Genomic DNA, 25,213 nt, shown 5'->3' with positions numbered 1-25,213 from the left:
TAGTGCTATGAAAAACTTAGAATCTTTTTTAACCACTTGGCTTAAAGACTACTACGCTAATGCGAAAGTTGGCTTTAAGGGTGACTTTTACACAGCAGTTAGTAGGACTAAGTTTTTTGGGGGTGCACTTGCTAACTACACTTTAAGGCTTTTAGATGAGGACTTAAAACTTCCTCTTACTATAGTTGAGATAGGCTCTCATGATGGTACTTTGATAAGCGATATAGCCGAGTTTTTGCACGCCTTTGATAAGTTTGCCTTTAAAGATATAAGCTTTGCTACTTTAGAGCCCCTAGACCCTCTAGCTAGCTTGCAAGAAACTAACTTTAATGAAAGGATAGGCAAGTTTGATAAAGGCTTAAAAGTCTATAGAGATATAGAGGAGTTAAAAGCACTAGATTCTATATTTTTTATCTCTAATGAGCTGCTTGATGCCTTCCCTTGTGAGTTAGTCTATAAAGGAAAGCAAGGCTATATAAAGCATGATGATGGTAAATATAGTCTTGTTTTTGATGCTATAACTAGTGATGTAAAAGAAAAACTAGCACTTTATAAGACTGATAGTGGAGAGATAAGCCTAAGCCTTTCTAGATTTATAGAATCTCTTTGCAAGCTTAAGTCTTGGTTTTTCCTAACCTTTGATTATGGTCAGATGGAAGAAAGAGATATAAGTCTTAGAATCTATAAAGACCATAAAGTCTATAACTTTTTAGAAGAAAAAGATAACTTGGGTGAGTTTTATGCCAAAAGTGATGTGACTTATGATATCAACTTTAAAAACTTAGAGACTGAGTTTAAAAGTCATGGTGCCACTCCTTGCTTTTATCACACCCAAAGTAAGATGCTGGTTGAAGAGTGTGAGATACTAGAGATATTTGAAAGCTTTAAGCCTCATCTAAGCCCTGCTAATATCTTACGCCACACTAATGCCATTAATGAACTTATCATGCCAAATCTCATGGGTGAACGCTTCAAAGCCTTTGGGGTTAAGCACTAGCCTTTCAAGACTTTTACTACTCTTTCCTTGCAGTTTGCAAGGAAATACTTAAATGTAAAAATAATCTATTTGCAACTAGCTACTTTTCTCCACCACACACTGGAGGGAGTATCACTACCTTATCACCACTTTTTAAAGGAGTGTCTAGATTCTCACATATAGTATCATTGAGTGCAACTGCTGAGATATGAAGCCACTTTTTAACTGCTGGTATCTTTTCTAAAGCCTCTTTTAACTCACGCAAGTTCTTAACATCTAGCTCTAAAACTTGCTCTTCTATAGGTCCTAAGAAAGTAACATGTATCATTTTTTCTCCTTATACTGTATTAAAGTGCTACGTGAAAGGGTATCTTTTTATCAAAAACTACGCCAGCTTTAAAGCCTATATCTTTAGCTAGGGCTATACATTCTTTTAAGCCAGCCCCTACTTGGCTAAGGGCGTGGGCATCGCTGCTAAAAGTTATGTCTAAACCTAACTTCTTTGCTAGCTTTAGTATGCTTGGACTTGGATAGCACTCTTTTATGGGCTTTCTTAAGCCAGCAGTGTTTATCTCTAAGACCATGTTGTTATCTTTTATTATCTGCAAGGTTTTTTCTATCTTAGAATCCATTTCTTTAGGTGGGGTAGCACCAAAGACCTTTAGCAAGTCAAGATGTCCAACTATCTGAAAGTAGCCACTTTTTGCCATAGCTTGAATGGAATCTAAGTAAAGCTCCCAGCACTCTTTAACATCCCTCTTAGCCCACTCATCTAAAAACTCCGGATTATCAAAGCCCCAAGAATCTAAAAAGTGAACCGACCCTATAAGATGATCAACCCTAGCTTCTAGTACTTCTTTTTCCATAAGATGAGGCTTGCCAAGGATAAAGTCTACTTCAAGGCCAGATTTTATATCTATATCAGGATTTGCCATCTTTAGGGCTTCTATATCAGCTAGGTAGTCTTTTAGTTCAGCCTTTGCCATCCTATACTTACTATCAAAGTCCATAGGTGCATGACAGCTAAAACCATAGTACTTTATACCCTGTGCAATGGCTGCTTTTACATAGTCTTGCATAGATCCAGTTGCGTGGTTGCAACGCGTTGTATGATTGTGTAAATCTATCATCTTAAGACTTCCTGCTACTCATTTTTTATAATCTTATATTCATGTAGTTGTGTAGATTCTAGCCTAATATTTTCTAGCCTTTTTCATCTAATGATGTTAAGGGCTGTGTTTGATTGGCGTTATAATCGCAAGGATCTAAAGATAGCTTTAAGGTTATAGACTAACCTTTTAGTTTTCATCTATCTATAACTTATAAAAACCTCTTTAAGACTTTTCATCTTCGTTTAAAGGCTTATTTCTCGATCTAGATTCTATGATGATAGGTACACCTTCAAAAGAGGCTTCACGCCTTAGTGTGTTAACAAGATAGCGTTTATAGCTAAAGTGAAGACTTTCAGGGATGTTCATGCTTAGTGAGATCCGTGGGGGCATGACGTCATATTGCGTCGCGTAATAGATTTTAACCATACGTCCATGATCACTTGGAAGAGGGTGCTTTATAAGGGCTTTTCTTATGATCTCATTTAAAGCTGAAGTTTTAAATCTAAAACAGAAGTTTTTAAACACTTCTAAGATTAAAGGCTTTAAGTTATCTACTCTTTTATGCGTTAAAGCACTTAGTGTTATAACTGGGGCGTATTCTAAAAACTTAAACTTATATCTATACTCTTTCATAAAGTCTTCATACTCATAAGCCCTTTTATCCCACTTATTTATAACTACTATAACTCCTAGCATAGCCTCACTTGCTAGAGAGCTTATCTTTTCGTCTTGCTCGCTTAAAGGCTCACTTCCATCAAGCACTAAAAGAGCTATATGTGCATCTTTTAGCATCTCTTTAGTACGCATCAAAGCATACTTTTCTATACCCTCAATCTTGCCCTTACGTCTAATGCCAGCTGTGTCTATAAAGCGTATAGTTTTATCTTCATAGCTTATAACCTCATCTACTGGGTCTATAGTAGTACCAGCCATAGGAGATACTAGAGATCTGTTTTTAAGAGTTAGGGCATTAAGCAAAGAGCTTTTACCAACGTTTACTTTGCCAATGATGGCTATTTTTATCTCGCTAGGCTCTATGAAGCTTTTAACATTTTGCTTATCATCTTCTAAGGCTTCATCTTCTTTTAAGTAGTCTAAAAAGTCTAACTCATCTAAAGTAGTTTGTGTTTCTGTGATAGAAGGGGTTTTTAGCTTTAAGTCTTTGTCTTTTTTAAAATCTTTTGCTATCTCAAATTTAGCTAGTTTAGATTCTATTAAGTCTAAAAGCTTACTTATGCCTCTATTATGTGCGACTGAGACGTTTAGTGCTTCAACGCCAAAGGAAGCAAAACCGCCTTCATTTAACGCACTCATAGCTATCTTATCAGAATCTACTTTGTTTAAAACTAAGATGGTAGGCACTTTTTGTGAAAGCTTTCTAAAAGTCTTTATATCTTCATCAAGGGCTATCTTTTGACCATCTACCACATATAAGATTAGATCGCTTTTAAGGCCTGCTTCCAAAGAGTTGGCTGTTATATCTTCGCCTATAACTGAGACTTTATCATCAAGCCCACCTGTATCTTGTAAGATAAGCTCAGTATTATTTAGCTTGATGATACGTGCATTAATATCTCTAGTAGTAGAGCTTATGTGAGAAGTTATAGCGATGTTAAGCCTAGCTATGCGGTTAAAAAGGGAGCTTTTACCGACATTTGGTATACCCATGATGCTAACTATAGGAAGTTTAGAATCTGCCCGTGTCAGCTTAGCTGTAGGTTTAGATTCCAAGTCTTGGAGTTTAAAAACTCCATTTTTTAAATATTGTTTTTTAAGCTGTTTCACTTAAACCTTTTCGTTTAGATCTCAACGCCTAAAGTAAGCATGATCTTGTTGATATTAGTGTATGAGCCATCAACGCTAGACTGTGGTCTTTGCCAAGATGCATCAAGCCCTACATTTACCAAAGGTAAAAGAGGTATGTCCCATTTCACACCGTAGTTTATCGCATAAGTGCCCTTTAGGTCTATGCCAGTAAACTGAGAGTAGCTAGCACCAATATATGGAGTAAGGCCAATTAGTGGTACTTTAACACCAAAAAGACCGCCATACTGCCAGTTACTAAAGCCATCTTTTACAGCGTTTCCACCTAGGGCAAATGTTGAGTTATAAGTTGAAGTTCTTTCATACTTGAAAAAAGGTGCTACTCTAAACATACCACCTAACCAAAGTCTTGCATAACCTCCATAAGTGAACTTAAAGCCGCCTTCTTGCCCACTTGCAAGTTTTAATGCCGCTTCTCTTGCTGCTGCAGCCCCACCATTAACTACCCCATTATAAGAATCGCCAATAGCAGCACCACCTAGAACACCACCTACATCAAAGTTTACAAAACCTAATGCACTAGCACTACTGCTTAGTAACCCTACAAGTACAACTGAACCTACAACTTTTTTAAACATGAGCCATCCTTTTTTATATTTAATAACATTAATCCTAGCATTAAAGCATTAATCCAGTATCGACCTTTTGGTGCTAAATCTATAGTTTGTGTTTAAAATATTTAACTTTTTGGCCTTAAAGTTCATTTTTTATTACTTTTAGGCCTGCACTTGCTTGGGTAACTGGCATAAGTTCTATGCTGTTTATATTAACCCTTGCTGGTTGTGATAAGGCAAAGTAGATTGCCTCTGCTATATCTTTTGGAGTTAAAGCATTAGCATTATTATAAGTATCTTTAACCCTACTTTTATCACCCTTAAATCTAACTAAAGAAAACTCACTACCTTCACAAAGTCCCGGTTTTATATTAGTAACCCTTATCTTAGTTCCTAGCAAGTCCGCTCTTAGATTCTTACTAAACTGCTCTACAAAAGCCTTAGTTCCTCCATAGACATTACCCCCAGCGTAAGAATAGCTTCCAGCTGTAGAACCTAGATTTATGATATGGCCATTATTTCTTTTAACCATACCGGGTAATACTAAGTTAGTCATAAAACTAAGCCCTTTTACATTTACATCTATCATCCTCTCCCAGTCTTTAAAGCTACACTCTTGTGCTAAGTCTTGTCCTAAGGCTAGGCCTGCGTTATTAACTAACACATCTATAGTTTTATCTTTTAGCTTAGATTCTAAATTTGCAAAGTCTAAAACATCAGAGACTATAAGCTCTACTTTTACATCACTTCTTATAGCTTTTAGTTCGCTTTCTACTTCTTTAAGTAGCTCGCCTCTTCTTGCAAGTAGTATAAAGTTAGAATCTTTTATCTTTTCACATACTACTTTTGCTATCTCTTTCCCAAAACCCACACTTGCACCTGTTATTAATACATTCATATATTTACTCCTTACTTAAATCTCATCAAATACATCTATTACTATGGAAGCTATCTTACCTATATCTTCCTTGTCTAGATTACAATGAAGTGGCAAACTAAGGGTTGCTCTATAAAAATCTTCTGCATTTCTAAGCAACCCATGTTCATTTTTTGGCTTATAGTCTTTGAAAAAACTAAAGTTATAAAGTGGCTTATAGTGCACTTGTGTGCCGACATTAAGCTCTAAAAGACGTCTTACTATACTTTCTTTAGCACAGTGATACTTTGGGTCTAAAAGGATAGGGTAAAGATGGCGACTACTTCTAGTGTCATCTTCTTTTTTAACTTTAAGAGGATAAAAGTAGCTGCTATCTTTAAAAGCAGCATCATAGATATTTGAAAGCTCATTTCTTGTATCTATGAAAGAATCTAGTCTTTGAAGTTGGCTAAGTCCAAGGGCAGCGTTTATCTCACTTAGCCTAAAGTTAAAGCCAAGATTTACTTGGTCGCAGTGATAAAGCTCTTTTTTTACCATGCCATGACTTCTTATAAGCTTTGCTATCTCATAAAGCTTAGAATCATTAGTTAGCAAAGCCCCACCTTCGGCTGTAGTTATAGACTTTAAAGCATGAAAGCTAAAGATACTTGCATAAGCTAGGCTTCCTACCTTACTTCCCTTAAAGCTAGCTCCTAGTGCGTGAGAGCTATCACTTAGCCACTTTATATCATACTTCTTAGCTAGTGTTTTAAAAGCCTCTGCATCGACGCTATTACCCGCATAGTCAACTGACATGATGGCTATGACGTCATCTTCTCCTCTTGCTTTTTTTTCTTCTAGAATCTCTTCGCACTTTAGAGGATCTAAGTTGCCATCAAAGGTTACATCTGCAAAGATAGGCTTGAAGCCACAAGCTAGCATCATATTAGCCGTGGCACTAAAAGTTATAGGAGTAGTTATGATGCTTTTAGTCTTATAGTTAGAATCTGTAGAAGGTAGAGAGTAGAAAAAAGATTCTAAGTCACCTAAGTCTAAAGCACGCAAAGAAGCATAGAGGGCATAAAGGGCAGAAGTAGCGGAGTTAAAGCTTAAGGCGTGCTTTGTGCCAGCGTAGTTTGCAAGGGCTTTTTCAAAGCTTTCATTAATCTCGCCTTGGGTTATTAAAGGGTTGCTTAGTGCTTCTAATACACAAGCTTTATCCTCATCACTTATACTTTGCCTACTATAAGGTGTAAAGCTTGTAAAAGGAGTGATTTCTTTCATGATAAACCTTTATAATTACAATAAGATCTAATATAACACAAAGGAACTTACATGATAAACATATGGTGCGACTTCTTGGAGAGAAACTTTATAAAAGAGCAACTTCCAAAGCTTATAAAAGAAGGCAAAGTTAAAGGTGCCACTTCTAATCCAAGCATTTTTGCAAACGCCTTTAAAAGCGAAAGCTATAAAGAAGAAAAAGCTAGCCTTAAAGGTCTTTCTCCTAAAGACATCTATGAAAGCCTAGCTATAAAAGACATACAGCTTGCTTGTGATGCTTTTAGAGGTCTTTATGAGGCAAAGCAAAGTGAGGGCTTAGTAAGTATAGAGATAGATCCGACTTTAAGTGAGGACGCAGAAGCTAGCATTAATGAAGGCTTAAAGCTTTTTGAATTAATAAATAGGCCTAATGTCATGATAAAAGTTCCAGCAACCAAAGCAGGCTATAAAGTCATGCAAGCTTTGATGAGTGAAGGCGTGCATGTTAATGCAACCTTAGTCTTTGGTAAAGAGCAAGCCTTAGAAACTCTAAAAGCTTTTAAACTATCTAAGAGCAAAAATACCCAAGGCGTTATAAGCGTCTTTGTAAGTAGGTATGATAGAGTATTAGACCCTATGCTAAATGCAGGTGAAAGAGGCCTTTTTGGAATCTTAAACGCCCTTGATATCTATGACATATTTAAGATCTTAAATACCAATCCTAACTTTAGAATCCTCTTTGCAAGCACGGGAGTAAAAGCACTTGATAGCACCTATATCGATCCCGCCCACTATGTCTATACGCTAAATCTAAGCGACTGTGTTAACACCTTGCCACTAGATACCATTAAGGCTACTGACTTTTACCGCCTAGAAAATGAGCCTACTACCACAAAAGAAGAGTACTTCTCAAAAGGGACTAATCAAATCTCAAGTGATAGATTTAATAGACTTCTTTTAGACTTAGAATACATAAATATAAAAGCTACAGAATCTAAGCTTTTAGAAGATGGTCTAAGTGCTTTTAAGCTAGCCTTCAAAGATATCTTTAAGATGATGCAAGGATAATAGCTTTTATCTTCACACTAATTAGGGGCTTTAACAAGCCCTTAATACTTCTACTCTAGCCCCCTTAAGCAAAATACAAAAACAACCATTTTCTAACTAACTTCATCACATTCTAAATCATCACAAATAAAACCTATATCTATAAGCTAAACATTACTTTACTAAACATATATATCAACTTTTATCTATACTTTTAAAATTACAAGCATAAAAATATGTATTTCAAAGATACATTATGTAATATAGTTATATTTTATACATAAAAATATACATAAAGTTACTATAAGTATCATAAGGCAAGAAAAAAACTATTCGCCTATATGAAATCTAACCTCTGATAATCAATATCAAGTACCATGAAAAACATGGCGGCACAAAAAGGCTCAAAAACAAACAGCAAAAATCAAGCTAAAACAAGAAAGGATAAAAAATGCGATTAAACGAAGTAGTTATCGTTGGAGCCAAAAGAAGCGCTATAGGAAGTTTTGGGGGGAGCTTAAAAAGCTTAAGCGCAGTAGACTTAGGTGAAAAGGTCTTAAAAGGAGTGCTAGATTCTATAAAGCTAGATTCTAGGCTAGTTGAAGAAGTGATCTTAGGGCACGTACTACAAGCAGGCTGTGGGCAGTCTAGTGCAAGGCAGGTCTCACTAAGAAGTGATATCCCAAAAAGCAGCACTGCTTACTCTATAAATAAAGTCTGTGGAAGTGGGCTAAAAGCAGTAGAGCTTGGCTATCAAAGCCTAGCCTTAGGAGATAGTGAAGTAGTGGTAGCAGGAGGCATAGAATCTATGAGTAATGCCCCTTTTTTATCTATGGATATGAGGCAGGGCAAAAGGCTAGGAGATTCTATATTACTAGATAGCATACTTAAAGATGGTCTTGTATGTGGTAACTGCGATACTCACATGGGAGTGCTTATAGAAGAAGTTTGTGCTACTTACAATATAAGTCGTGATGAGTTAGATGGCTTTAGTGCTAGCTCGCACGCTAAGGCTTTGAGGGCTATAAGGGCTAATCGTTTTGTAGATGAGATAGTGCCTATAAAGATACAAAACAAAAAAGAAGAGATAGTTTTTGATGCAGATGAGTTTGTAAAAGACACAAACAAAGATGTATTAGCAAAGCTAAAACCAGCTTTTAAAAAAGATGGCTTTATAACTGCAGGCAACTCAAGTGGGATAAATGACGGCGCGGCCATGCTAGTTTTAATGAGTGCTTCAAAAGCTAAAAAGCTAGGGCTTAAACCTATGGCAAAGATAAAAAGCTTTGGCAAAGCAGGAGTGCATCCAAAAGACTATGGTCTAGGTCCAGTAGAAGCCATAAAAACTGCACTTAAAAAAGCTAGCTTAACTCTAAAAGACATAGACCTAATAGAAGCCAATGAAGCCTTTGCAGCCCAAACCATAGCAGTAGATAGAGAGCTAAACTTTAACCACGACATATTAAATGTAAATGGAGGGGCTATAGCCTTAGGACATCCTATAGGGGCTAGCGGGGCTAGGATACTAGTAAGCTTACTTTATGAGATGGAAAAAAGAGATTCTAAATATGGGCTTGCGGCTTTATGTATAGGTGGCGGTCAAGGTATAGCTTGTGTAGTGGAGAGAGAGAAATGAGCAAAGTAATAACTGATATAAATGAAGCATTTAAGAATCTAAAAGATGGCATGAGCATCCTTGCTGGAGGCTTTGGACTTTGCGGTATACCAGAAAATAGCATAGCTGCCATAGCTAGTCTTGGGGTTAAAAACCTAACTGTAGTTAGCAATAACTGTGGCATAGATGACATCGGTCTTGGCAAACTTTTAAGAAATAAGCAGATAAAAAAGATGATAGCTTCTTACGTAGGTGAGAATAAGGAGTTTGAAAGGCAATTTTTAACTGGTGAGCTTGAAGTCATCCTTACCCCTCAAGGTACTTTGGCTGAACAGCTTCGTGCTGGTGGGGCTGGGATACCTGCTTTTTACACTCCTACAGGAGTAGGCACTTTGATAGCAGAGGGCAAAGAAACTAAGATCTTTGATGGTAAAGAGTACTTGATGGAAAGAGCGATAAAAGGTGACTTTGCCATAGTAAAAGCTAAAAAAGCAGACACTTTTGGGAATCTAGTCTTTCATGAAACTGCTATGAACTTTAATCCCCTCTGTGCAAAGGCTGGAAATATCACAGTAGTTGAAGTTGAAGAGATAGTTGAAGTTGGAAGCTTAGATCCTAACTTCATCCACTTATCTGGAATCTATGTGAACTATATCTATAAGGGTAGCTTTGAAAAACATATAGAAAAAATAGTAACAAGAGAAGGGAACTAAGATGACTGCAAGAGAAAAGATTATAGCGCGCGCTGCACGTGAGATAAAAAGCAATATGAACATAAACCTAGGCATAGGCATGCCAACTTTAGTGGCTAACGCCTTACCAAAAGATGTGCATAACGTCTACTTCCAAAGTGAAAATGGCCTTCTTGGTATAGGGCCTTATCCAACTAAAGATGAAGTTGACCCTGATTTAATAAACGCGGGCAAAGAAACTATCACTATAGCTAAAGGAGCTAGCTTTTTTGATAGTAGTGAGAGTTTTGCCATGATTAGAGGAGGGCATATAGACCTTTCAATCTTAGGGGCTATGGAAGTTAGCCAAAGTGGGGATCTAGCAAACTATATGATTCCGGGTAAGTTAGTAAAAGGTATGGGAGGGGCTATGGATTTAGTAAATGGTGCTAAAAAAGTAGTCATCATCATGGATCATGTATCTAAAAATGGAGAATCTAAGTTTAAAAAGATCTGCTCTCTCCCTTTAACAGGCAAAGGCGTAGTACATCTACTTATAACAGAGCTTGGAGTTTTTGACTTTATAGATGGCAAAGCAAGGCTTATAGAACTTCAGCCTGAGGTTACTTTAGAAGAAGTAAGAGAAAAAAGTGAAGCAGTCTTTAGTGTGGATTTGAAGCAATAACGCTTAATAGATAAGGATAAATCATGAAACATAACATCATAGACGTAAAAGACAAAGTAGTAATTATCACAGGTTCAGCTAGCGGGATAGGATTTGAACTAGCTAAAAAGTATCTAGCATATGGTGCAAAAGTAGTCTTAAGTGACCTAAATGCCGGAAGCTTACATCAAAAAGTAAAAGAGCTTAAAAGTCCTAATGTCATGTCTATAAAAGCAGACGTAACAGAAGAAGAAGAGATAGAAGACTTGATAGCAAAAACCAAAAAACACTTTGGGCGTGTAGATATCTTTATAAATAACGCAGGGATTCAGCACGTAGATTCCATAGAATCTTTTCCAACAGAGACCTTTGATAAGATGATAGCCATCATGTTAAGGGCTTCTTTTTTAAGCATAAAGCACTGCTTTCCTACCATGAAAGAACAAAAGTTTGGACGCATCATAAATATAGCTTCAATTAATGGCCTTGTAGGCTTTGCTGGTAAAGTAGCCTATAACGCAGCCAAACATGGAATCATAGGCGTGACAAAAGTAGCAGCCCTAGAGTGCGCAAAAGATGGCATCACGGTTAATGCCATATGCCCGGGCTATATAGCAACGCCTTTAGTCTTAAACCAGATGGCAGATCTTGCTAAGACTAGAAATGTAAGTGTAGAAAAAGTCTTAGAAGAAGTACTCTACCCTCTTATCCCTCAAAAAACTTTGATAGATATAGATGATATAGCAAGCCTTGCTCTCTTTGCTTCAAGCCCATGTGCAAAGCATATAACTGGCACTAGCCTAATCATAGATGCTGGCTACACGGCACAGTAGGTAGCAAAAAGGATTTAAAATGATTAGCATACTAATAGGTCTTGCCATCATCATCATACTTGCCTATCTAGGATGCTCTATGATATGGGTAGCGCCTTTAGCTGCAGGCGTAGTCGCCTATGGAGGTGGACTAGACTTGCTTGATTCTTATACAGGGGCTTATATGGAAGGCTTTGCTGGCTTTGTAAAGGCGTGGTTTCCTATCTTCTTACTTGGTGCGATATTTGGCAAGATGATGGAACTAACTGGCATGGCAACTTCAATAGCTAATACTATAAGTAAAGTTATAGGTGCTAAAAGGGCGATACTTGGTGTTTTAGTCTCTACTGCTATCTTAACTTATGGAGGAGTTAGTCTTTTTGTGGTTGTCTTTGCAGTTTACCCCCTAGCCTTATCTCTTTTTAGGATAGCTAACATATCAAGACGCTTGATTCCGGGCGTTATAGCACTAGGTGCTTTTAGCTTTACTATGGTAGCCATGCCCGGCACTCCTCAGATACAAAACCTACTTCCTATGCCTTACTTTGGAACCACTCCTATGGCTGCACCTTTGATGGGTATAGTAGCTAGTATCATCATGGCAGTAGGTGGCTATCTTTATATGATATATAGAGAAAAAAGACTTAAGGCAAAAGGGGAGGGCTTTAGTGAGCCAGATTCTCATATCATCATAGAAAAGATTAAAAAAACCCCACCTAACTTCTTTTTATCTTTACTGCCTTTAGTCTTTGTAGTAGTTACTATTAATGCTTTTAAAGTCCCTATAGTGCTTTCACTTACCATAGCTGTAGTGCTTATCATGGTTTTAACTTGGGATAGATTTAAAGAGTTCGTACATGGGGTTAATGAAGGGGCAAAAGGCTCACTAATAGCTATCATTAACACAAGTGCAGAAGTAGGCTTTGGGGCTATAGTAAAGTCAGTGCCTGCTTTTGAACACTTCGCTAACTCACTCTTAGCCATCAAAGCCAACCCTCTTATAGCCCAAGCTATAAGCGTAAACTTACTTTCTGGGATCGTAGGTAGCTCTAGTGGTGGTATGGCTATAGCCCTTTCAACCTTTGCTGATAAGTATAAAGAGCTAGCTTTAGAAAACAACATACCTCTAGATCACTTACATAGAGTGACTTCTCTTGCCTCAGCAGGACTTGATGTCATGCCTCATAATGGTGCCGTGCTTACCCTTTTTGCTATAACTAAGATGAGACATAAAGATAGCTATATGGATGTTTTTGTATGTGCAGGCGGCATACCAATAATTGCTTCAATAATTTCTATTTTACTAGCTAGCATGGGAGTTGTGTGATAGGACTTTTTAGATTCCATAATATGGAATCTATATTACCCCCACAAGCTAGCAAGAAAGCACTTAGCACTCCTAGTGCTACTCTAGCTTATAACCCAGACTTAGAATCCATCTTCTAAAGATAAACCTTTTTTACAAACTATTATAGTAAGCTGTAAAATACTACTTTAGCTTATCTCACCAAAAAAAGGAAAAGGATGTATTTTTACAGTTATGAAGAGTTCAACAAAGACATGTTAGAACTAGCAAGAAAGATAAAAAATGAATGTGATATAGACTGTATCTTAGCCATAGCAAGAGGTGGTGTTACCATAGGACACTTTTTATCTATAGCCTTAAACTTGCGAAGTCTTTATACTCTTAACTCCATCCACTATGATGACACTCAAAAACTTGACTACATCAAAATATGGAATATACCTGACCTAAGTGCCGCTAAGAACGTGCTTTTAGTAGATGACATAGTAGATAGTGGAGATAGCATGAAGGCTATAAAAGAAAAAGTACTTAGCACAGCCCCTCATATAAACATTAGCACCGTTAGTATATTTTTTAAACCAAACGCACACTTTTCGCCTGACTTTAGCCTGCATGAAGCAAAAGAATGGATAAGATTCTTCTGGGATATAGAACTAAAGGAATAATATGCATAATCATTATCTATTAATATGTATAGACATACAAGAAAAGCTTTTGCCAGTTATGAGCGATAAAGAAGGCGTTATCAAAAATGCTAATATCTTATTAGAAGCAAGCAAACTCTTAGATCTTGATATCTTTGTAAGCAAGCAGTACGTAAAAGGCTTAGGTGAGTTTCATAAAGACATACACTTAGATAAGGCTAAGGTTGTAAAAACTGTGGAAAAAACTAGCTTTAGTGTCTTTGGCAACTTGTCAGAGTTTTTATTAGAATCTCCTCATAAAACCTTAGTCTTTTTTGGGATAGAAACTCATATCTGCGTTTATCAAACCATAAAAGACGCTAAGCGTCATGGCGCAAAGTGCATACTTATAGAAGACGCTTCTTCATCTAGAAGTAGTAGAAATCACAAAACTGCCCTGCATGCTTTAGCGCGTAATGGAGTAGAGATACTAAGCACTGAACAGTTTTTATTTGGCATTTTAAAAGACGCTAAACATCCTAGCTTTAAAGATATAAGCAAGCTTATAAAGTAAGTTTTTTAAAATCATGTGCCTTGTGGGTAGATTTATTTTATATTTTAGATGCTAGGAGGGATAAAAGTCCTTAGTTGTAGCAGCCTGCTTATTATGTCATGCCCTAAGTAAAAGCTTTGCTTTTAGCATGATAGGCTTTACATTGCCTTGATGTTAGAGTGCTTTAGCGGGCATGGTGTAGTTATATAGTTTTAGATTCTATAAATTTATAGAATCTAATTTTCCCTAGTTTTAGATTCTACTTCCTACTAAAATCCTAGATCGATAGTCCCTAGCACTTCAAAAGAAGCATTAGGATCAATCTCTGCGTGACTTAGTACTACTATATTATCAAGCTTAAACTGCTCTAGCTTGCTTGCTAGTGGTGCTCTAAGCTGAGGGTCAACTACTAAGATAACTGGAGAGATATTTTTTTGTATGACCTTCATAGCCTCTTCACTCATCCTATCTATAAGCTTTTGCATCTCAGTTGCATTAAGCAATAAATGCCTGCCGCTAGGCTGCTCTTTAAGTTTGTTTAAAAGATACTGCTCACTGTTATGAGAAAGCGTTAGAAGCTTGATGTTTCCATCCTCAGACTTGAAGGTATTAGTTATAACGCGTGATAGTTTAGCCCTTACTTGCTCTACTATTATAGGTACGTCATTTTGTACTAGTGGAGCTATATCAGTTATAGTCTCTAGTATGCTTAGCATGTCTTTTATAGGTATGCCTTCATGTAACAAGGCTTGAAGCACAGACCTTATAACGCTGCTTGGGACTTTTTTGGCTTCTTCTACTGCAGCTGGATAGTCTATCTCTAGTCTATCAAGTAGCTTTTTAATCTCATCTTTGGTAATGAACTCTTCTGCGTACTTTTTCACCAACTCACTCATATGAGTGGCTATAACTGTGCTTGGGTCTATAACCGTGTAGCCTTGTATGATGGCTTCTTCTTTAAGGTAAGAATCTATCCATATAGCATCTAGCCCAAAAGCTGGCTCTTTAGTATGTATACCATCTATCTCTTTAGTTACAAAGCCTGTATTCATAGCTAAAAACTTATCTGGCATAACTTCGCCCTCACCTATAAGCACACCTTTTAAAAAGAACTGATAAGTAGTAGGGCCAATGCCCGGGTCATCAGTCATCCTAATCTGAGGCATCAAAAAGCCATAATCACGTGCTATCTTTTTCCTTATCCCCCTTACACGTTCTAACAAGTCCCCACCTTGATCAATAGCTGCAAGACGTATAAGCTGATAGCCTAAGTGAAGCTCTAAAAACTCAACCTTAAGTACTTCGTTAATAGCCTGCTCTTCTTCTTTCCTTATCTCTTCTTGGGTTTTTACTGGCCTTTTAGGTAGCTCTTGGAAGTGGCGAGAGTTTTTGTCTATCTCAGTTTTTATATCAGGCTCTTTTTTCTTTTTAGCAGCAAACTTCTTAGTTATAAAAGCAGTCATTTTATAAAAGAAAGAGTTTTCATTATCTTTATTCATAAGCCAAGCTGTGACTAAAAAGACTAAGCCCACAAAGCCTAAGGCAAGGTTAGGAAGTCCGGGCACTAAGGCAAAAAGTATAAGTATAAAGCCTACTATTACTAGTACCTTAGACTTATCTGTAAGTTGGGTGACTAAAGAGTTAGCAAAGTTTTCTTCTTCGCCTTTAGTAGTTCTTGTAGCAACTATACCAGTAGCTGTTGCTATGATAAGGGCAGGGATTTGACCTACTAGCCCATCACCAATAGTTAGTATGGTAAAGGTTGAAGCTGAGCTTGCCATACTTAGGTTTTGCTGAAAGACACCTATTAAAAAACCACCTATGATGTTTACTATAGTGATGATAATAGATGCGATAGCATCACCTTTTACAAACTTAGAAGCACCATCCATAGCACCATAAAAGTCAGCTTCAGCAGCTAGGTTTTCACGCCTAGTTTTTGCTTCTTTTTCATCTATAAGCCCAGCGTTCATATCAGCGTCAATTGCCATCTGCTTACCCGGCATAGCATCTAGGGCAAACCTCGCACGCACTTCTGTAACACGAGTGGAGCCATTTGTAACAACTAGCAAGTTTATGATGACTAAGATGATAAAAACTATAGTTCCTATCACGTAGTTATTACCCACGACGAAGTGGCCAAAACTAGCGATTATCCCACTTACAGAATCTGGTCCTTTATAGCCCTCACTTAGTATCATCCTGGTAGTTGCGATATTTAAAGCTAGTCTATATGCCGTCACAAAAAGCAAGAGTGTAGGGAAGGTAGAAAAGTCCATGGGCTTATTTATATAAACAGCTATTAGGATGATAAGTATGGACAAAGCAAGCGAAACTATTAAAAGCAGATCTAGGATACTAGCAGGCAGGGGTACTATGATGACAGCAAGTATGGCTATGATGAATACAACCACACTTAAGTCTCTTGAACGCCCTATAAACTTAAAGAAAGGGAGCGTTCTTTTTATAAAGTCCTTTTTTGCCATATTAGATTTGCCTTTGAAAGATAAGGCTTATTTTAACAAAATAAAGCTAGATATGTTATACTCCCTCACTTTATACCAATCTAATAAGGAGTCAATTATGGCTATGGATCTGGCGAAAAAGAAAGAGATAATCTCTAAATTTTGCAGAAATGAACAAGACACAGGAAGCAGCGAGGTGCAGATAGCACTTTTAAGTCACAGGATAAGCACTCTAACAGAGCACTTAAAAACTAACAAAAAAGACCACTCAAGCAGACTAGGTCTTTTAAAACTAGTCGGTCAAAGAAAAAGTTTACTTAGATACCTAAAAAGAGTGAACTACCCTAAGTACATAGAAACTATCAAAGCTTTAGGCATAAAAGACAAGATATAGTCTTTTATGCTTTTTTAAATATGGAATCTTTTAGATTCCATATCTTCTTTTTAAACTTTTATTTATTTTATATTTCTACACATCATAAACTACATTTTATAGGCACATAATATTTATACCTACTAAACCAGATCTTACAGTGACTAATGCAGCAAAACTCTAAAACTTTAGCTTTATAAGCTCTTTTGGGGCTTTTACTACAACCTTTACTATAGTGTTATCTTCATGATAGATTCCACCAGCATGTACGTCATAAGGTAAAAAGACATTTAAATCAAGCTCTTTTGAAACTATACGCGATACTTTAAGATTAGGCTTATACTCTATAACGTCTTTAGTCTCATCATAAGGGGCTTTTACTTCAAAGTCTTTTAGATTCCCAACCAAAAACTTTTCACTTCCTTTTAAGGTTAGCTGAAAGTCTATATAGCGCTTATGGCTTTCAAAGTAGGCATCTTTTTCATCTTTTAAGCTATAAGTTTGAAGGATGCCAAAAAGACCATTAACTAGCTCTACTTTTCTCTTTGCCTCATAGTCTTCTATCTTATAGATTCCATCTATGCACTCATTAAAAAAAGCTAGCATCGCTTCTAGCTCACTTGTCTTTTTAAACATATTGGCAATATCTTGCAAGTTAGCACTAAACATATTTACTCCTTTATTTGATTAAGTCCATAGGGTCTATGTGCTTATCTTTTTGTGTGACTTCAAAGCTTAAAGACTTATTAACCCTGCCTATGACATAGCCTTTTTTCACTATAAAGCCCGGTCTTAAAGTAGGGGCTATCTTATCAAGCTGAGAGTAGATAGTATGAAGCGAGTTAGCATGCTCTATAATGACTACTTTTTTAAGCACTGGCATCTCTTGTGCATAGATAACTTTTCCATCCATCACAGCCCTAACCATAGCGTCATTTTCTTTGCTTTTTAGTATGACACCTTCATTAAAGACTTTTAGTTTATAGACTGGGTCATAGTAAGTGCCATAGTTTTGTTCTACTGTATAGTTAGTTAGTGGGGCTATGGTCTTAGGGCCTTTATATCTTATAGTCTGGGCTATCTGATAGCTTGAGGCTATCTGCTTAACATCTATTGGTGCGTTTAAGTCCCTTTGACTTGCACTATCTATAAGGTTTTGAGTTAGGATCTTATCGTTTTGCCTTGCTATGTTTTTATTTATAGAATCTATATCTTTGCCATTGGCTTGTTTTGCCTTTGCTTCAAGTGCCTTTTTCTCAGCCTCAAGTTTTGCAAGGCGTGCTTTTTCTAAGGCTAACTTACGCTCTTTTTCTTTTTGCTCTTTTAAGATTCTTTGTCTTTCAAGCTCTGCTAGACGCTTTCTTTCAGCCTCACGCTTTAGCTCTTCTTGCTTGTTTTTCTTTAAAATATTTAGCTTAGTTAATAAGTCATCTAGGCTTTGACGTTTAGCATCTATGTCTTTTAGCTGGGAGTTATAGTCTGCTACTTCATTTTGCATACTGGCAATTAGCGTTTTTTGATTTTTAAGCATATTAGTTAGGTTTTGCTGCTTAGTAACTTGGGTGTTTATAAGTGCACTTACTTTAGCGATGCTTGCTTGAGTGCTAGCTATTTGCTTATCTAGCGTGCTAGCTTGTTGCTTTAAGTCTTTTATCTGCCCTAGACTTTTTTTACGCAAGACTTTAAAAGTCTCTTGTATAACTACATCTTCTTTAGTGTTAAACTCGCGACTTTGCAAGATATCAGAAAAGATGAGGTCTTGCATGATGATACTTGCTAACTCAGTTTGTATCTTAGCAACTCTAACTTGCATATCTTGGAATCTTGCCTTTAAAGAAGAAAGCTCATCTATCTTATCTTGATTTTGGCTTCTATTATCTTGTATGTTTTGATTAAGCGAGAGTATCTCTTTATCTAGTAGTTTTATCTGCTTTAATCTTTGATTTATCCTTAGCCCTAAACTATCAAGCTTAGAGTTTATGGAATCTTTTTGCTTAGAGACTGAGTTAAGCTTGGCTTTGTTTTGATTTATATTTTTATTAATATCGCTAATATCAGTTGCATTTAGCAAGCTAGGCATCAAAGCAAGCAAGGCTAGTGGCAGTATAAGTCTAGATGGTTTCAATTTTTGCTCTTTGAAAAGATGACTAAGATAACGCAGATATTACTAACTATCAAGGCTATAACTACTAGTCTTATAAAGTCAAGCACGCCCTCAAAGACACCCTGACCTATGCCTAGAGATTCTAAGATAGTACGTATAAAGTCTGTATCTGAGAGGTAGTAAACTATCAAGATGGTAATGATACTTGCTATGAAGCTATCTATAAAAGCTAGTTTAAAAAGGTGCCTATTTCTTATCCAAACACTTGCCCCTAAGATGTCCATAACTTCCATCTTAGCTGCATGCTGATACTTCCAAATGGCAATTTGTTTTAACATTAAAAGCACACTTACTATAAACACAACAACAGCAAAGATACTTATACTAAACTTGATAAAAGTTAAAAGCCCATAGACTTGAGTATAGCTTTTAGCAAAGCTTTCAACCCTTATAACATTAGGCACTTTTTTAAGTATAGAAGTTATGGCATCAAGCCTTGCTTTATTAGGAAAGTACTCTAGGTTAAGTGAGTAAAAGTAGGGAAGGTCTTTTTTAAAGATAGAGATATCGCCTATGCTTTGCTTTAATCTATCAAGCTGAGGTTCTGGGTCTATAGTATCAAGGCTTTTAGCTTCTACTATCTTATCTTGCAAAGATTCTATAGTTAGAGGCTGCTTTGAAGCTATCATTATTGAGTAGTCTTGGACTAGGTGGCTTTCTTGGGTGTCTAGGCTTCTTTGCACTAGCATTATTATTTGGATTCCAAATAGTAGGGCGATAAGTGGTATAAGTAATGAAATATGTGATCTAAGTTCTTTCATTGACCTCTCCTTCAATGATTTCTATCTTTCTATGTCTTATGTTTAGGTGGGTTGGTAGTCTGTGAGTAACTACTACTATAGTTATGCCAAGTTGCTCATTAGAGCTTTTTAGTAGTCCCCAAATCATATCACTTGAGTAGTCATCAAGATTGCCTGTTGGTTCATCACAAAGTATAAGTTTTGGGCGGTGGGAAAGTGCACGTGCAAGTGCTATACGCTGCTGCTCTCCTCCACTTAATTCAGGTGGGTACTTATTAGCTTTATGGAGAAGATTTATATGAGAAAGAAGCATCTCTACAGTTTGCTTAGTTTCGTTTTTTGAAAAGCCATTTATTATCATAGGCAGGGCTATATTTTTTTCTACATTCCACTCATTTATAAGCTTATAGTCTTGAAATACTACGCCTATAGCACGCCTTAAGGAGGCAAGCTTTCTTGAGCTAAGACGCTTCATATTAAAGCCATTTACTTGCAAGCTTCCTTTTTGTACTTTAAGCGCACCATAAAATGACCTTAAAAGCGTGCTTTTACCACTCCCACTTGGGCCAGTTATAAAAACGAAGTCTTTTTGGTGTATCTCAAAGTTAGCATTTTTTATAATTAGCTCATCTTTTTTATATCCTAGGTTTAGCTTGTCTGCTTTTATTAAAACATTCATGTGGCTTCTTTTAGTGTAGTTTTTAGTAAGTCTTTTAGCAAAATATGCGCTAGTTTTAAACTCCTAGTAGATAAAGGCTTTTTAAAATAGCTTAGTTTAGAATCTTTTAAGATTAAAAATGTACTAAAAGGAGAGTTAAACTCACCAAGTACTACTTCTAGTAAACATATACTGCCATCACTATAAAGTCCCTTAAAGCTCACAAAGTAGTCTTCTTTTAACACTTTTTGCCCTTGCAAAGAAGCTAAGTCTTTTAGCTCTAGCTTAGATTCTAAGTCATCAAAGTTAAAGTTAACTTGTCCAAGACTTAAGCTTTCTTTGCTACTATCTTTTGAAGCATCATTAAAGATATGCAAGTCATAGATGTCTTTATTTTGTGCTTTCCATCTTGCTTCATACTTACTTGTAACATCAAAAGTGGCATTTTTTGCTAAGTTAAATCTAACTTTAGGAAAGTCTAAAACTAACTCCATGCAGTCTTTTATAAAAGTAAGATCATCACTTCTTATATCTAGCATGCCTTCTGGCTTTAAGATTCTAAAAACTGTCTGTAAAAAAGCTTCACTTATAACCCTTCTGTGCTTTGCTTTATTCCAAGGGATGGGAAAGTGCATATAAATCTTTAAAAGACTAGAATCTGGTAGTGCCTGCAAGGCATTTCTAGCATCACTTAGACTTATAGTTGCATTAGTTATATTGTGTAAGATAAGGGCGTTTTTAACTTGATTGGCACTAGGGGTGTGGACTTCAAAACCAAGTAAGTTTTTATCTTTGTGTGTTTTGCAAAGCTCTAAAAAAAGCCTTCCACTACCAAAGCCTATCTCTACTATATCTATGTCTTTATAGACTTCTTCTGTATTAGGGCTAAGTTTATGTTTAGTGGTAAAGTTAAGATTATGACTTAAGCACTTAGTTAGACTTGAAAGCTCTAAAAGCAAGCTTTTAGCATAGGCGTTACTAAGTGGTCTAGCGTTTTTTGGAAACTTATAAAGGTAGTTAGTGCCACTTTTTTTATCTTCTCTTTCAAAGCAAGCTACTAGATTTAAAGTATCACTACTATCTTTAACCCCATAGATGCTAGTTTTAAAAGGCTTATTTTCCACACAGAAGATAACTTCAAAGTCTTTTAAAGTGCTACTAACTTCTAGTCTATCTTTACTTATAAAATGTGGCATATCACTCTTTCTCGCTATGCTTTTTTTTATGAGTAGTCTTATGCTTGCTTTCAGGGCTAGTATCACCTAAAGTTTTAGGTGGTATCATAGGACTAACTGGGGCGACTAGGATCTTTTGACCAACTTCAAACGTTAAAGTGCTACTTGGCTCTGAAACTAAGCCATTATCATCAACACTTGAAACGCTATAAGTGTACTTAATGCCCGGCTTCATCTCCTTGTCAGAAAAAGAGTTACCATCTATATCAAACTTATCAGGGTCTTTAAAAAAGCCAGCCTTTCTATAAACTATGTAGCTTTTTATGCGCGCTTCACTAGGCTTGCTCCAAGAAAAGCTTGCTATGTTATTAACAAAAGACTTAGTAACTATAGTTGGAGTAGTAGGCTTAGGAAGGCTTCTTCCTTCAGCCGCACCAAAGCTAAGCTTGCTTTCTAGCTTATAGATATCAACTGCACTTACTTTATAAAAGCGTCTTGTGCCATCACTTTGCAAGTTATCAAGATAGCTATTACCCTTGACATTAGCAAGTAGGGAGTATGCCCCTTCAAGCGTGCTAGAGTAGTAGACGTTATAGCTTACTACATCTCTATCTTTAGACTTATCCCACTCTATATAAATCTGCTTTGGCCTATCATCACTAGCTTTTATATTAACTATAGGATCGGGTAAAAAGCGCGTTCTGCCTTCTAGTATATTACTTGGCAAAGAAAGACTTTTAGCAAAGCTTTGTGAGATAACCCTATAGTTATAAGAGGTACCATCTTCAAGGTCTTTATCAAAGTACTCACTTAAGAATCTATCTTTTGTAGTGCCTACTTTTATAAAAGCTTTCTTGCCATCTTTTAGCACTTCTCTTTCTATGATATAGCCAGTTACGCTTGGATTAGCAGAAGGGCTCCATATAAGCTTCACACTCCTTGCATAGTCCTTACTTGCATAAAAAAGAGTTACTGGGTCTATAAAGCTAGTAGTTGTGGCAACAGGCGTGCTTCGTGGACTTATACTGCCATCTCTTCCTATAGTAGAGATAGCGTAAACATATCTAGTCTGAGGGATAAGGTGTTTATCATAGTAGTGGGTGGCAAAGGGGTTTTTTACTATGGCTACTTTTTGAAACTCGCCTTTTGGGTTTTCTCTAAATATAACATAGCCATTAATCATCCTTACATCACTTGGGAGATCCCACTCAAAAGCTACTTCACTGACATCAGGCAAGATTCTAAGTTGATTGATAGTAGGAAGGCTTGGGTCTATCCTGTCTTTGATTCCAAAGGTGTTAAAAATATTGGCACAGGCTATAAAAAAAAGGGCAATGAAGGGGATTAAAGCATACTTTAATGTACCTACTATCTTAGCTATATACATGTTTTGCCCCTATCTTTTTTAAACCCATACTTTTAAAGCCTTTTATCATTAAAGTTCGCTATCTTCTAGCTCTTTTTGCCAATTCTCATAATCCTTACTTAATAAGTCTTTATAATCATCAAAATGTGAATCTATAAATTCTATCAAATCTTTTGGGAGACTGGCTTTAAAAATATGATTAGAATCTAATCTTAACATATAAGCATGTAGTAACATCCTAGTCTTAAAAGTCCTATCTTTGGGACCATACAAGCTATCTCCATAGATAAAACGATGTAAAGTGTTAAGATGCACTCTTATTTGATGAGTCCTGCCTGTAAAAATCCTAATGCTTATAAGTTCTAGATTCTCTTTCCCATCTTTGCCTAGGGCGATTTTTCTAAACTCGCTTTTTGCATAGCGCGCACTTTTGGCATTTCTAGCATTTTTATCAACTGCACTCATCTTTAGTCTATTATTAGGATTTCTTCCTATTAAACATTCAACCGTGCAGTTTTCTTTTAAAGGAGGTGAGATAATGGCTAGATAGATTTTAGCTATCTCTTTGTCTTTTAACTTTTGAGAAAGATAGGCATGGGTCTTATTATCCTTAGCTATCATCAAAGCGCCACTAGTGTCTTTATCTAGTCTATGGACTATACCAGCCCTTTCTTCACCACTAAAGTTTGAAAGGCTTATACCGCTTTCTTTTAGATACTCCACAAGGCTTGCTTCTTTTAGTGAGCTAGCAGGGTGCACGCTTATACCACTAGGCTTATTTATAACCATAAAGCCTTCACCTTCACCAAGTACTTCTAGCTTAAAGTCCTCTTTTAAAGGGTAGCTACTTTCTTCCTTAGGCAAGGCAAGCTTTGAGACACTTACTTCAGCTTTGGCTTTTAAAGGCGTACTAGCTTTTAAAGTCTTTTTATGGCTAGTTATAAGTCCTAGCTTTAAAGCCCTCGCCACATCACTCCTGCTTAAGCCTAAAATCTCACTTAAAGCTATATCTGCCCTCTTATAGTCTTTTAAAACACAAAAGCTAAAAATGCCATCTTTAAAATCTTCTTCAGAATCTTTTTTGGCTTCTTTAATAAAACCCACATCACTAAATGCTCTATCTATAAGACTTAAAGGAAGACTTAAGGACTTTAAGATCTCTTTTTCTTTAGTCCTGTGCTCTCCTTTATCTACTTCATGATCAAAGCCAAGTAGATGTAAAAGTGCATGTGTAAAAAGCAAAGCTATCTCATCTTGCAAACTGTGATCTAGCTTTTTACTTACATCATAAGCAAGATCTAGATTTATGATGATACTTCCCAAAAAGTCCTGTGTCTTTCCACTAGAATCTAAACTTACCTCATCTACAAAAGGAAAGCTTAAAACATCAGTTGCATAGTCTTTTTGCATATAGTTTTTATTCATCTCACGCATAGAAGGAGAATCTATAAAGATAAGCTCTACTAAAGTGTCTTTTAAAGGCGCACAAAGACTACCTATCTCTTTTAAACACTCTTCATTATAAATCACTTCGTTTTTATATAAATTTACCTCATTAGTAAGTTCTAAGTTTATGTCTAAGCTCATCATAGCAAGGCTAGCTCACACTCTAAATTGATGCCACTTTTTTCAAAGACTTTAGCCTTAGCTAGGTCTATAACTTCTAAGGCTATGTCTGGATTAGTCTCTTTTCCAGTGTTTACTAAAAAGTTAGCATGCTTTTCACTAAAGCCAACCCCTTTTACAAAAAAGCCCTTCATCCCCGCATCTTCTAAAAGCTTACCAGCGTAGTTTCCTTTTGGATTCTTAAAGCAGCTCCCACAAGTCTTACCCCCTGGCTGATTAGCCCTCATCTTAAGGCAGATAGCTTCTAAGTTTTTACTAAAGCCCGGTATTTTTAAAAACCTAGCTGCTAGTATCGCCCCTTTAGTCTTTAAAGCCCTATACTCAAAGTCTAGTTCTTCTTTTAAAACCCACTTGCCATTTATATTACAACTATGCAGCATGTTTGATATCTCATAGTCTTTCATGCCTGCATTCATCTTTATTAGTCCTCCAAGCTCACCTGGAAGATGGGCTAAAAACTCAGCCCCTATAAAGTTATGCTCTTTAAAGTACTTAAACATATCCCTACTTTTTACATTAGCCCCTATCTCTATAAGATTCCCTAAATCTAATATATGATCAAAGCCTTTTAAACTAGCAAGTTTTTCACCCCTATAAACCAAGATATTATTACCCCTACCTATGAAGTTAAACTTACCCAAGTAGTTTAAGCCTAGCTCTTTTAAGCCCTTATAGTCTATATCTAAGCCTAGCTCTTCTCTATCAAAGATCTTCACTTCTGCACTTATACCAAGACCAAGGCTAGAGTGCTTACTAAAGTCTACTAACAT

26 protein-coding genes are annotated in these 25,213 nt (G+C 36.5%); 11 read left to right on the top strand and 15 right to left on the bottom strand.

The features are described from left to right. The first annotated feature begins 7 nt into the window (after positions 1–7). Complete coding sequence (locus BKH40_RS01960; protein WP_095276413.1) at positions 8–997, top strand: SAM-dependent methyltransferase; 990 nt, start codon at positions 8–10, stop codon at positions 995–997. Positions 998–1,076: 79 nt separating this feature from the next. On the opposite strand, the gene BKH40_RS01955 is transcribed toward BKH40_RS01960, so the two are convergent. The 6 genes from BKH40_RS01955 to BKH40_RS01930 form a co-directional block, all read right to left on the bottom strand. Then, a complete protein-coding gene (locus BKH40_RS01955; protein WP_095276410.1) occupies positions 1,077–1,304 on the bottom strand; it encodes a MoaD/ThiS family protein in 228 nt (75 codons plus the stop codon). 19 nt (positions 1,305–1,323) lie between these two features. Next, entirely contained in the window at positions 1,324–2,106 is a 783-nt protein-coding gene (locus BKH40_RS01950) for a histidinol-phosphatase (RefSeq protein ID WP_095276407.1), read from the bottom strand. Between the two features lie 204 nt (positions 2,107–2,310). After that, complete coding sequence (der, locus tag BKH40_RS01945; RefSeq protein ID WP_257842484.1) at positions 2,311–3,795, bottom strand: ribosome biogenesis GTPase Der; 1,485 nt, start codon at positions 3,793–3,795, stop codon at positions 2,311–2,313. A 92-nt stretch (positions 3,796–3,887) separates the two neighbouring features. Then, positions 3,888–4,490 carry a hypothetical protein gene (locus tag BKH40_RS01940; RefSeq protein ID WP_095276405.1) on the bottom strand — a complete coding sequence of 201 codons (603 nt, stop codon included), beginning with the start codon at positions 4,488–4,490 and terminating at the stop codon, positions 3,888–3,890. 115 nt (positions 4,491–4,605) lie between these two features. Further along, complete coding sequence (locus BKH40_RS01935; RefSeq protein WP_095276403.1) at positions 4,606–5,364, bottom strand: SDR family NAD(P)-dependent oxidoreductase; 759 nt, start codon at positions 5,362–5,364, stop codon at positions 4,606–4,608. Positions 5,365–5,379: 15 nt separating this feature from the next. Then, entirely contained in the window at positions 5,380–6,606 is a 1,227-nt protein-coding gene (locus tag BKH40_RS01930) for a DegT/DnrJ/EryC1/StrS family aminotransferase (RefSeq protein ID WP_095276400.1), read from the bottom strand. A 51-nt stretch (positions 6,607–6,657) separates the two neighbouring features. On the opposite strand from BKH40_RS01930, the gene BKH40_RS01925 reads away from it, so the two are divergent. The 9 genes from BKH40_RS01925 to BKH40_RS01890 all read left to right on the top strand — a co-directional run bounded on the left by BKH40_RS01925 (position 6,658) and on the right by BKH40_RS01890 (position 13,897). Next, positions 6,658–7,653: a transaldolase family protein gene (locus BKH40_RS01925; RefSeq protein WP_095276396.1), complete on the top strand. Its 996-nt coding sequence runs from the start codon at positions 6,658–6,660 to the stop codon at positions 7,651–7,653. A 430-nt stretch (positions 7,654–8,083) separates the two neighbouring features. Further along, positions 8,084–9,268 (top strand): acetyl-CoA C-acetyltransferase, encoded by a 1,185-nt coding sequence (locus BKH40_RS01920; RefSeq protein ID WP_095276394.1) that lies wholly within the window; start codon positions 8,084–8,086, stop codon positions 9,266–9,268. Beyond that, on the top strand, positions 9,265–9,960 hold the full coding sequence (locus tag BKH40_RS01915; RefSeq protein WP_095276389.1) for a CoA transferase subunit A: 696 nt from the start codon (positions 9,265–9,267) through the stop codon (positions 9,958–9,960). The genes BKH40_RS01920 and BKH40_RS01915 overlap by 4 nt, the downstream gene beginning before the upstream one ends. A 1-nt stretch (position 9,961) precedes the next feature. After that, positions 9,962–10,603, top strand: a complete 642-nt coding sequence (locus BKH40_RS01910; RefSeq protein WP_095276386.1) for a 3-oxoacid CoA-transferase subunit B — start codon at positions 9,962–9,964, stop codon at positions 10,601–10,603. A 23-nt stretch (positions 10,604–10,626) separates the two neighbouring features. After that, the gene (locus BKH40_RS01905; RefSeq protein WP_095276383.1) at positions 10,627–11,415 is read left to right on the top strand and encodes a 3-hydroxybutyrate dehydrogenase; all 789 of its coding nucleotides are present in this window, start codon (positions 10,627–10,629) and stop codon (positions 11,413–11,415) included. Between the two features lie 19 nt (positions 11,416–11,434). Then, the gene (locus BKH40_RS01900; RefSeq protein ID WP_095276380.1) at positions 11,435–12,721 is read left to right on the top strand and encodes a GntP family permease; all 1,287 of its coding nucleotides are present in this window, start codon (positions 11,435–11,437) and stop codon (positions 12,719–12,721) included. Beyond that, positions 12,718–12,840, top strand: a complete 123-nt coding sequence (locus BKH40_RS08930; protein ID WP_257842475.1) for a hypothetical protein — start codon at positions 12,718–12,720, stop codon at positions 12,838–12,840. The genes BKH40_RS01900 and BKH40_RS08930 overlap by 4 nt, the downstream gene beginning before the upstream one ends. 78 nt (positions 12,841–12,918) lie before the next feature. Further along, a complete protein-coding gene (locus BKH40_RS01895) occupies positions 12,919–13,365 on the top strand; it encodes a phosphoribosyltransferase family protein (protein WP_095276377.1) in 447 nt (148 codons plus the stop codon). Position 13,366: 1 nt separating this feature from the next. Continuing rightward, positions 13,367–13,897, top strand: a complete 531-nt coding sequence (locus BKH40_RS01890; protein ID WP_095276374.1) for an isochorismatase family protein — start codon at positions 13,367–13,369, stop codon at positions 13,895–13,897. 248 nt (positions 13,898–14,145) lie between these two features. Here the strand turns inward: BKH40_RS01890 and flhA are convergent, their stop codons facing one another. Then, on the bottom strand, positions 14,146–16,362 hold the full coding sequence (gene flhA, locus BKH40_RS01885; protein WP_095276371.1) for a flagellar biosynthesis protein FlhA: 2,217 nt from the start codon (positions 16,360–16,362) through the stop codon (positions 14,146–14,148). Between the two features lie 97 nt (positions 16,363–16,459). Here flhA and rpsO point away from each other — a divergent pair, with 97 nt between their 5' ends. Continuing rightward, positions 16,460–16,735 carry a 30S ribosomal protein S15 gene (gene rpsO / locus BKH40_RS01880; protein WP_095276368.1) on the top strand — a complete coding sequence of 92 codons (276 nt, stop codon included), beginning with the start codon at positions 16,460–16,462 and terminating at the stop codon, positions 16,733–16,735. A gap of 159 nt (positions 16,736–16,894) precedes the next feature. Here rpsO and BKH40_RS01875 read toward each other — a convergent pair whose 3' ends face one another. Genes BKH40_RS01875 through murB form a run of 8 tightly spaced genes read right to left on the bottom strand, consistent with a single transcriptional unit; the run spans position 16,895 to position 25,213 of the window. Beyond that, positions 16,895–17,383 carry a YhcH/YjgK/YiaL family protein gene (locus BKH40_RS01875; RefSeq protein WP_095276365.1) on the bottom strand — a complete coding sequence of 163 codons (489 nt, stop codon included), beginning with the start codon at positions 17,381–17,383 and terminating at the stop codon, positions 16,895–16,897. Positions 17,384–17,393: 10 nt separating this feature from the next. Beyond that, positions 17,394–18,839: a peptidoglycan DD-metalloendopeptidase family protein gene (locus BKH40_RS01870; protein WP_257842474.1), complete on the bottom strand. Its 1,446-nt coding sequence runs from the start codon at positions 18,837–18,839 to the stop codon at positions 17,394–17,396. Then, positions 18,836–19,639, bottom strand: coding sequence for a hypothetical protein (locus BKH40_RS01865; protein ID WP_095276363.1), 804 nt, complete (start codon positions 19,637–19,639; stop codon positions 18,836–18,838). The genes BKH40_RS01870 and BKH40_RS01865 overlap by 4 nt, the downstream gene beginning before the upstream one ends. Next, the gene (locus BKH40_RS01860; RefSeq protein WP_095276360.1) at positions 19,626–20,297 is read right to left on the bottom strand and encodes an ABC transporter ATP-binding protein; all 672 of its coding nucleotides are present in this window, start codon (positions 20,295–20,297) and stop codon (positions 19,626–19,628) included. Before BKH40_RS01860 ends, BKH40_RS01865 begins: the two co-directional genes overlap by 14 nt. After that, positions 20,294–21,472 (bottom strand): hypothetical protein, encoded by a 1,179-nt coding sequence (locus BKH40_RS01855; protein ID WP_095276359.1) that lies wholly within the window; start codon positions 21,470–21,472, stop codon positions 20,294–20,296. Before BKH40_RS01855 ends, BKH40_RS01860 begins: the two co-directional genes overlap by 4 nt. A 1-nt stretch (position 21,473) precedes the next feature. Further along, entirely contained in the window at positions 21,474–22,838 is a 1,365-nt protein-coding gene (locus BKH40_RS01850; protein ID WP_095276356.1) for a fibronectin type III domain-containing protein, read from the bottom strand. A gap of 48 nt (positions 22,839–22,886) precedes the next feature. Then, on the bottom strand, positions 22,887–24,404 hold the full coding sequence (ybeY, locus tag BKH40_RS01845; RefSeq protein ID WP_180675064.1) for an rRNA maturation RNase YbeY: 1,518 nt from the start codon (positions 24,402–24,404) through the stop codon (positions 22,887–22,889). Beyond that, positions 24,404–25,213 (bottom strand): UDP-N-acetylenolpyruvoylglucosamine reductase, encoded by an 810-nt coding sequence (gene murB / locus BKH40_RS01840; protein ID WP_095276350.1) that lies wholly within the window; start codon positions 25,211–25,213, stop codon positions 24,404–24,406. The genes ybeY and murB overlap by 1 nt, the downstream gene beginning before the upstream one ends.

The sequence above is a fragment of the Helicobacter sp. 11S02629-2 genome (assembly GCF_002272875.1).
GTDB lineage: Bacteria > Campylobacterota > Campylobacteria > Campylobacterales > Helicobacteraceae > Helicobacter_I.
The sequence above is the reverse complement of the archived record's forward strand: the minus strand, read 5'-3'. Positions and strand labels throughout refer to the sequence as shown.